The organism is Bradyrhizobium pachyrhizi (genome assembly GCF_001189245.1).
Classification (GTDB): Bacteria; Pseudomonadota; Alphaproteobacteria; order Rhizobiales; family Xanthobacteraceae; genus Bradyrhizobium; species Bradyrhizobium pachyrhizi.
The window spans coordinates 3,426-10,637 of sequence record NZ_LFIQ01000057.1; the positions used below are offsets into that span (position 1 = coordinate 3,426).

Genomic DNA, 7,212 nt, shown 5'->3' on the forward strand with positions numbered 1-7,212 from the left:
TGAAGAACGCCGGCGCGCTGACGCGCGGCGGCAAGTTCGACGCGGGCTATGCACAGCTGCTTGCAGCACTGGATGCCGCAGACAAGCTCGACGACGCCCAGTTCGTCATGGAGCAGTATTTCGACGCGACCGCGACGCTGCGCGCGGTCAAGCGCGACGATCTCGCCGAAAAACTGTTCGTACGCGCGTTCCAGAGCAAGGCGGCGGCGCAGAGGCCGCCCGGCAATGCCGACGTGCTGCTGATGTACGCGATCCTGCTGTCGGACCACGCCAGGATCGCCGAAGCCGTTCCGCTCTACATGAAGGCGATCGCGGCGTTCAACGCCTATTGGGGCGAAGGCTCCGAGGAATCGCTGATCGCGAGCGACAAGCTCGCGGTCGCGCTGTCCGCCAACGGCTCGGCGGCGTCGGCGACCAATTTGGGCCGGCACAATTTCGAGCGCGCGGAGAAGGCGCTGGGGCCCGACCACCGCACCACCTGGAAGCTCGCCAACAATTATGCCTGCTGCGCGAGATCGGCGCGCCGGCGAAGGCGCTCGAGCTCGATCTGTTCGCGATCGAGAAGCGCGCCAGACATTATGGCGAGAACCATCTCAACACGCTGGTGACGGTCAACAACGCCGGCCAGGATTTCCTCAACCTCGGCCGCTTCGACGACGCCCACCGCTATTTCCGCCGCCACCGCGCGATCGCGGTCGCGATGGCGCCGAAGGATCCGAGCTTTGCCGGACAGGCCGACGCCTGGCTGTTCTACACCGACATGCTCGCCGCCGGCGACGCCGCGATCGCGCCGGCCGACTTGGCGCGGCTGGAGGCGATTGTCGCCAATGACGCGAATTTTGCGGACTTCCTGCGCATCAAATCCGCGGTGCTGGCTGCCGGCCGACGCGAGCAGCGCGGCGAGCGGGACAAGGGGATGCGGCTGCGCGAGACCGCGCTGGCGATTTCGACCCGCGCCTTCACGGCGCAGCATCCGATCAGCTTCGAGATCAAGCTCGGCATCGCGGCCGCGCTGATCGCTGATGATCCGACCCGCGCGGTGCGGGCCTTCGCCGCGCTCGACCGCGAGATGTTCGACTGGATGAAGCGCGAGGTCGGCACATCGGGCGATCGCGCCGTCGCCGAAGCGATCCGCGCCCATGCCGACCATCTCTTGTTCGCGTTCGGCCGCTTCGCCACCGGCGCCGGCTCCGCCGTGGCGCAGCCGGCCTTTGCCGCCGCCGTGCTGCGCTGGAAGACACTCGGCGGCGCCGACGCCACGGCGCTGCGCCAGCTCGAGACGCAAATGGCCGGCAAGGACGAGGAGACCGCGACGCTGCTGCGCACGGCGCTCCGGCTCAACGGCGAAAAGCAGGAGCTGTTCTCGTCGGGCAATATCGACGACTGGGCGCGATCGGTGTGGGGGCGGCAGGACGCCGCCGAGAAGGCGCTGCAGAAGCGGCTCGATGCGATCGGCGCGAAGCTGCCGCAGGACCCGATCCGTCCGTCACAGCTGCTCGCGGCGCAGGAAGCCGTCGTCAACTATTTCATCACCCGGCAATGGAAGGCGGATCGCCAGGCGAGTGCGCCGCTGGCGGCGACGGTGCTCTATGCGATCGTCGAGACTGCAACGAGCGAGCCGCGCGTGATCGATCTCGGCGATCCCGGCCGGATGGTCGACGCCGGCGTGCGCACCGAGATCGCGCGGCTGCGCGCGACGCGGGCCACCGTGCCCAATCCCGACGCTCACGCGCCCGACGTCAAGGGCCGCTTCCAGAATCTCCGGGCGCGGCTGTTCGCGCCGCTCGAGCCGCTGCTGCAGGACAAGACCACGCTCTATGTCGTGCCCGACGGCTTCCTGTTCGCCGTGCCGTTCGCGCTGCTGCCCGGCCGTGACGGCGGCCTGCTGGAGGACAAGTTCACGATCCGGATGCTGACCAGCCCCGATGCGCTGATCGCGATCCATACGCGCGAGACGCTCGATCAGCAGGGCGCGATGCTGCTCGCCGGCGGCATCGAATATGGCGAGCCGGGGCCGATGCCGCTGCCCGCAACCCGAACCGAGATCGAGGCGATCGCAAAACTCGCTCGCGCCCGCGGCGCGCCGGTCGAGATGCTGACCGGGCGCGGCGTCAGCGAAGGCACGCTGCGCGCGGCGATCGGCAAGGCGCGCATCGCGCATCTGGCGACGCACGGCTTCTATCACGACAGCACGGCGTCGGGCCTCGATACGCTGTGGCAGAGCGGCATCGTGCTGTCGGGCGCCGGCGACAGCCGATTTCCGCTGCGCGACGAGAATGACGGCTACCTCTATGCCTTCGAATTGATGGACTGGGACCTGTCCGGGCTCGACTTGCTGGTGCTGTCGGCCTGCGAAACCGGCCGCGGCGACGAGAGCTTCGTCAGCGGCCTGCGCGGCCTGCCGACCGCGCTCGGCATCGCCGGCGCGCGCCGCGCGCTGCTGACGCTGTGGCCGGTCGCCGACGAGGGCACCGCGAACTTCACCGTGCGGTTCTACGAGCACCTCGCGGAGGGCCTGACCTATTCCGATGCGCTGCGCCAGACGAGGCGCGATGCGCGCGACGGCAAGCTCGCGGGCGCGAGCGACGCCAGCGTGTGGGCGGCGTTCGTGCTGTTCGAGGGCTGAGCCGTATATGTCGTTGATGTGACCGGACGAGCGCCGCGAGCGCATGCCGGGCCGAATTGCGCCCGGCGTTGCGCAAGGGCCGCACGCAACCCGATCGCGCAGGGCAGACCGGCGCGCGGGCACAGGCGATTTGCTTTGACAGCGGCGCCCCGATCGAGGACAAGCCGCGCATGCCGAAAAAACCCGGGACCAATCCCAAAGGCGAATTCGCCTTCTTCAACGTGTTCTATGAAGACGGCTCGCAGCGCTCCAACCGCCGCGTGCCGTCGGAGCTCATTGGCGGGCTCGACGGCGACGAGCCGGTGCGCGCCTTCCTGCGCGAGCAGGACCGCGAGATCGCCGAAAAGGGCGGCCGCCCGCCGCTCGAGATCAAGTCCATCGAGCGGGTTGGGGCGAAGAAGAAGTAGCGGCGGTAAAACAAGTCCTGACCTTCAGCTTGTCGACCGAACGAGCCAATACCCTATTGCAGCGCAAAGTCGAAGAATAGTTCGGCGTCAGTCAACCACTCTGCTATTACACTTGCGCTCGATGATGGATGCCGATAGCTCAGCAGTTCGGCTCCATTCTTGAATCGGGGGTAACGTAGTCGATACGAGTGAGATACGGCGGTGACGTTATGATCACGTCAGCCTTTATCTGCGGCAGATTCTCCGAAAGTAAATCTCCCCTAACGAGGGATACCTCGTTGTTGCCTCCGTTCGCAATTGAGACTTTCGATCTTAGCTCGACAAGTTCCGCGTCCAACTGCGTCCTTGTTATCGAGGCAATGGCGCTGCTGACGTCGGATTGCCCCAAATGCCACCACGTCGGATTAGTTGCGATCAGATCTCGCTCTCGAAGTTTTCTCCTGGTGAGACGAAATGTCGCTAGAAGCAGCATCGATTGCGTCGCCGACTCGTATGGTGAATCGCATGCCTCTCTCAGAAAGGCCTGCGACAAACGGCGACTACATTGTTTTAGGAGCTGACGGGCAGCATTGACATCGCCTGGGGTCGCAAGCCGAGCTTTAGCCACGACAGCCATTGCAGGATTTATGTCAATACCGACCGCCGTTAATCCTGCTCCATTTGCGACACTTGTCGTAGTACCAGAGCCATTCCAAGGATCCAGCACCACCTGTCCGCTCACTACTTCGAGCGCGTCCAAAACATCTCGCACGAACTTCTGCGAGAAGCCCGCATAATACGGAAATAAAGACGATTGCCGCTCGAACGTCGTCTGCTTCGGTGACGAGAGCGCCGCCCCTCCCAGCGCTAGCACTGGTCAGTTATCCAGGAACGACCGCAGCTTCCGGCTCCGCGACGGGTGCTTCAGCTTGCGCAGCGCCTTGGCCTCGATCTGGCGGATGCGCTCGCGGGTGACCGAGAACTGCTGGCCGACTTCTTCCAGCGTGTGATCGGTGTTCATGCCGATGCCGAAGCGCATGCGCAGCACGCGCTCCTCGCGCGGGGTGAGCGAGGCCAGCACGCGCGTGGTGGTCTCGCGCAGGTTGGACTGGATCGCGGCGTCGATCGGCAGGATCGCGTTCTTGTCCTCGATGAAATCGCCGAGATGCGAATCCTCTTCATCGCCCACCGGCGTTTCGAGCGACAGCGGCTCCTTGGCGATCTTGAGGACCTTGCGCACCTTCTCCAAGGGCATGCCGAGCTTCTCGGCGAGTTCTTCCGGGGTCGGCTCGCGGCCGATCTCGTTCAGCATCTGGCGCGAGGTGCGGACGATCTTGTTGATCGTCTCGATCATGTGCACGGGGATGCGGATGGTGCGGGCCTGGTCGGCGATCGAGCGGGTGATCGCCTGCCGGATCCACCAGGTGGCGTAGGTCGAGAACTTGTAGCCGCGGCGATATTCGAACTTATCGACCGCCTTCATCAGGCCGATATTGCCTTCCTGGATCAGGTCGAGGAACTGCAGGCCGCGGTTGGTGTACTTCTTGGCGATCGAGATCACGAGCCGGAGGTTGGCTTCCACCATCTCCTTCTTGGCCTGACGGGCCTCGCGCTCGCCCTTCTGCACGCCGTGCACGATCTTGCGGAATTCGCCGATCTCGAGCCCGGTGAGCGCCGCCAGCGACTGGATCTCGTGGCGCAGGTCCTTGATGCGGTCCTTCTCGTGATGGACGAAGTTCTTCCAGCCCTTGGCCGACAGCTTGGAGACGCGGTTGAGCCAGCGCGGGTCGAGCTCGGAGCCCTGGTAGTTGCGCAGGAAGTCCTCGCGCGCGACGCCGTGGCTGTCGCCGAGGCGCAGCAGGCGGCCCTCGAACGAGACCAGCTTCTTGTTGATGTCGTAGAGCTGCTCGACCAGCGAATCGATGCGGGCCTGGTTGAGGCGCAGCGACTTCACCTCGACGATGATCTCGTCCTTCAGCTTCTTGTACTTGCGCTCCTGCGAGGGCGACAGCGACTCGCTCTGCAGCTGGTTGGCGATGTCCTGCTCCTGCAGGCGGCGCAGCTTCTTGTACTCGGATGCGATCTTGTCGAAGGTCTCGACCACCTTCGGCTTCAGCTCGGCCTCGATGGCGGCGAGCGACATCTGGTTCTCGAACTCGTCGTCGTCCATGTCGCCTTCGGCGGCGGCCTCGGCGGGATCCTTTTCCTCGGTGGCGGCTTCGCCACCGGCGGGCGCGGCGCGGAACGGGGTCGGCGACGGCGGGGCGGCCGGCGGCGCGACGTGGGCTGGCGCGCTGCCTTGCGCATCGCCGCCATTGCCTTCAGCGGCGGCGCCCTCGGCGCCGTTGTTGCCGATCAGGTTCGGATTGATGCCGCCCTTCGATTCCGGTCCGGCATAGGTGGCTTCGAGATCGATGATGTCGCGGAGGAAGATCTTTCCTTCGTTGAGCTCATCGCGCCAGATGATGATGGCCTGGAAGGTCAGCGGGCTTTCGCAGAGGCCCGCGATCATCGCCTCGCGGCCGGCCTCGATGCGTTTTGCGATCGCGATTTCGCCTTCGCGCGACAGCAGCTCGACGGTGCCCATCTCGCGCAGATACATGCGCACGGGATCGTCGGTGCGCTCGCCGGGCTCCGACTTCTTGACCTCGGTGACGGCCTTCTGCGTGACCTCGACGAGCTCGTTGTCGGTCTCGTCGTCGCCGTCGTCCTTCTCGTCCTCGCCTTCGCTATCGTCGGCCTCGGTGACGTTGATGCCCATGTCTGACAGCATCGACATGATGTCTTCGATCTGTTCGGGCGACGTCGTATCGGAGGGCAGCACTTCGTTGAGCTGATCGAAGGTCACGAAGCCGCGCTTCTTGGCCTGCTTGATCATCTTCTTCACCGCGGCATCCGACAGGTCGAGCAACGGCGACGGCGCGTCAGCGGCATCCTTCTCAGGAGCATCCGCTGCCTTGTCGTCTTTTTCCTTGTCCTTAACCTGCAGCGTCTTTGCCTTGGTGGCCATTCACTAAGCTCCCGAAACGCGGTCGTGCAAAATGGCGCCACGCACGCGCATCCGCACGAAATCTAGATTTACTCTCTCGACGCACAAAGGGCGGCGCATAATCTCGCCACCCCTGTCATCCGTCTCGACGGTTTCCAATCTGCAATAGCCGCGAGGCTATTAAGTTTCGCTTAACCCTGTTTTTGCAGCCAAACCATAGATTTGGCGAGTCTTTTTGCGGGTGCGACCAGCGCCGTCCGCAGCATTTTTGTTATCAGACATTACGCTGGAACCGGCCCGATAATTCGCCGAACCCTTCAATCAGGGCTTCGGTCCCGTCGGCTTCTGCCATCCGGGCCTGGATATCCTGCAACCATGCCAGATTGGCCTCGCTGGAGTCTTCAGCCAAAGCCGCTTCCGCATCTTTTCTTTCCCTAAGTAAGGCGTGGGTTTTCTGATGCAAGGCAACGAGTTGACGCCAGGTTGATAAAACGTCCTCGCGCGCCGCGCCGACCTGCGCGCCCCACACCGCCTGGGTTGTGATCGCCCGCTCAACCCTTTGAAGAATCTGGGATAATCCGCCCGCTTCGAGGTCGGCGCGCATCTTCTCGGCCTGCTCCTCGGCGTCGGGGGAATGGTGATGGTCGTGGGCAAAGGCGGCGATGATGGCGGCCCTGAGCTTGTGGGCCTCGGGATGGCCGAGCTCCAGCGCCGCCACCTCCTCGAGATGGTCGTGCAGCAGCCAGGGGTGGTTGATCAGGGATTGCAGGATCAGGGCCTCGCGGCGGGAGATCGCGCTGCGCTGGCCGCGCATGATCGGGCTGTTGGCCAATTGGGGGCTGGCGGCCTGATAGGGACCCCGTGAAAACCCGGGGGTGACACCGAACCGGCCGCCCTGTGGGCCTCCCTGTCGGCCGTTTTGGGCAGGTCCCCGGGGGGCAAACTGGCGGGGTGATTCGCCGCCGCGGCCGCCGCCGAAATTGCCCCGACCGTAGCCGCCGCGGCCATAACCGCCGCGTCCGCCCTCGGGCGCAAAATTGCGCTGCAGCCGCTCCTGCAGGTCCTGCCGGTAATAGCGGCGCACCACCTCGTCGCGGATGCCGTTGGTGAGCTCGCCGATCCGCGCCTCCAGCGCGGCGCGGCGCTCGGGCGTATCGAAATTGCCGCCCTCGATCTCGCGCGACCAGATCATTTCGGCGAGCGGACGCGCG

The 7,212-nt window shown here is 64.8% G+C and carries 5 protein-coding genes and 1 pseudogene; 3 read left to right on the forward strand and 3 right to left on the reverse strand.

What is annotated here, in order from left to right; genetic code table 11:
• The 3 genes from AKL29_RS10790 to AKL29_RS10800 form a co-directional block, all read left to right on the forward strand.
• Positions 1 to 608 (forward strand): tetratricopeptide repeat protein (locus tag AKL29_RS10790; RefSeq protein ID WP_193395203.1); only part of this gene is annotated, 608 nt, incomplete at its 5' end.
• Positions 605 to 2,626, forward strand: coding sequence for a CHAT domain-containing protein (locus AKL29_RS10795; RefSeq protein ID WP_050384157.1), 2,022 nt, complete (start codon positions 605 to 607; stop codon positions 2,624 to 2,626). The genes AKL29_RS10790 and AKL29_RS10795, both read left to right, overlap by 4 nt.
• A 170-nt stretch (positions 2,627 to 2,796) precedes the next feature.
• Positions 2,797 to 3,033, forward strand: a complete 237-nt coding sequence (locus tag AKL29_RS10800) for a hypothetical protein (RefSeq protein ID WP_026192271.1) — start codon at positions 2,797 to 2,799, stop codon at positions 3,031 to 3,033.
• Between the two features lie 139 nt (positions 3,034 to 3,172).
• Here AKL29_RS10800 and AKL29_RS40585 read toward each other — a convergent pair whose 3' ends face one another.
• From AKL29_RS40585 to AKL29_RS44645, 3 genes and pseudogenes are all read right to left on the reverse strand, one after another.
• The gene (locus AKL29_RS40585) at positions 3,173 to 3,886 is read right to left on the reverse strand and encodes a DNA methyltransferase (protein ID WP_082190555.1); all 714 of its coding nucleotides are present in this window, start codon (positions 3,884 to 3,886) and stop codon (positions 3,173 to 3,175) included.
• 3 nt (positions 3,887 to 3,889) lie between these two features.
• Complete coding sequence (gene rpoD / locus AKL29_RS10805; protein ID WP_018269832.1) at positions 3,890 to 6,022, reverse strand: RNA polymerase sigma factor RpoD; 2,133 nt, start codon at positions 6,020 to 6,022, stop codon at positions 3,890 to 3,892.
• 253 nt (positions 6,023 to 6,275) lie between these two features.
• A pseudogene (locus AKL29_RS44645) lies at positions 6,276 to 7,212 on the reverse strand (DNA primase); the annotation flags it as partial.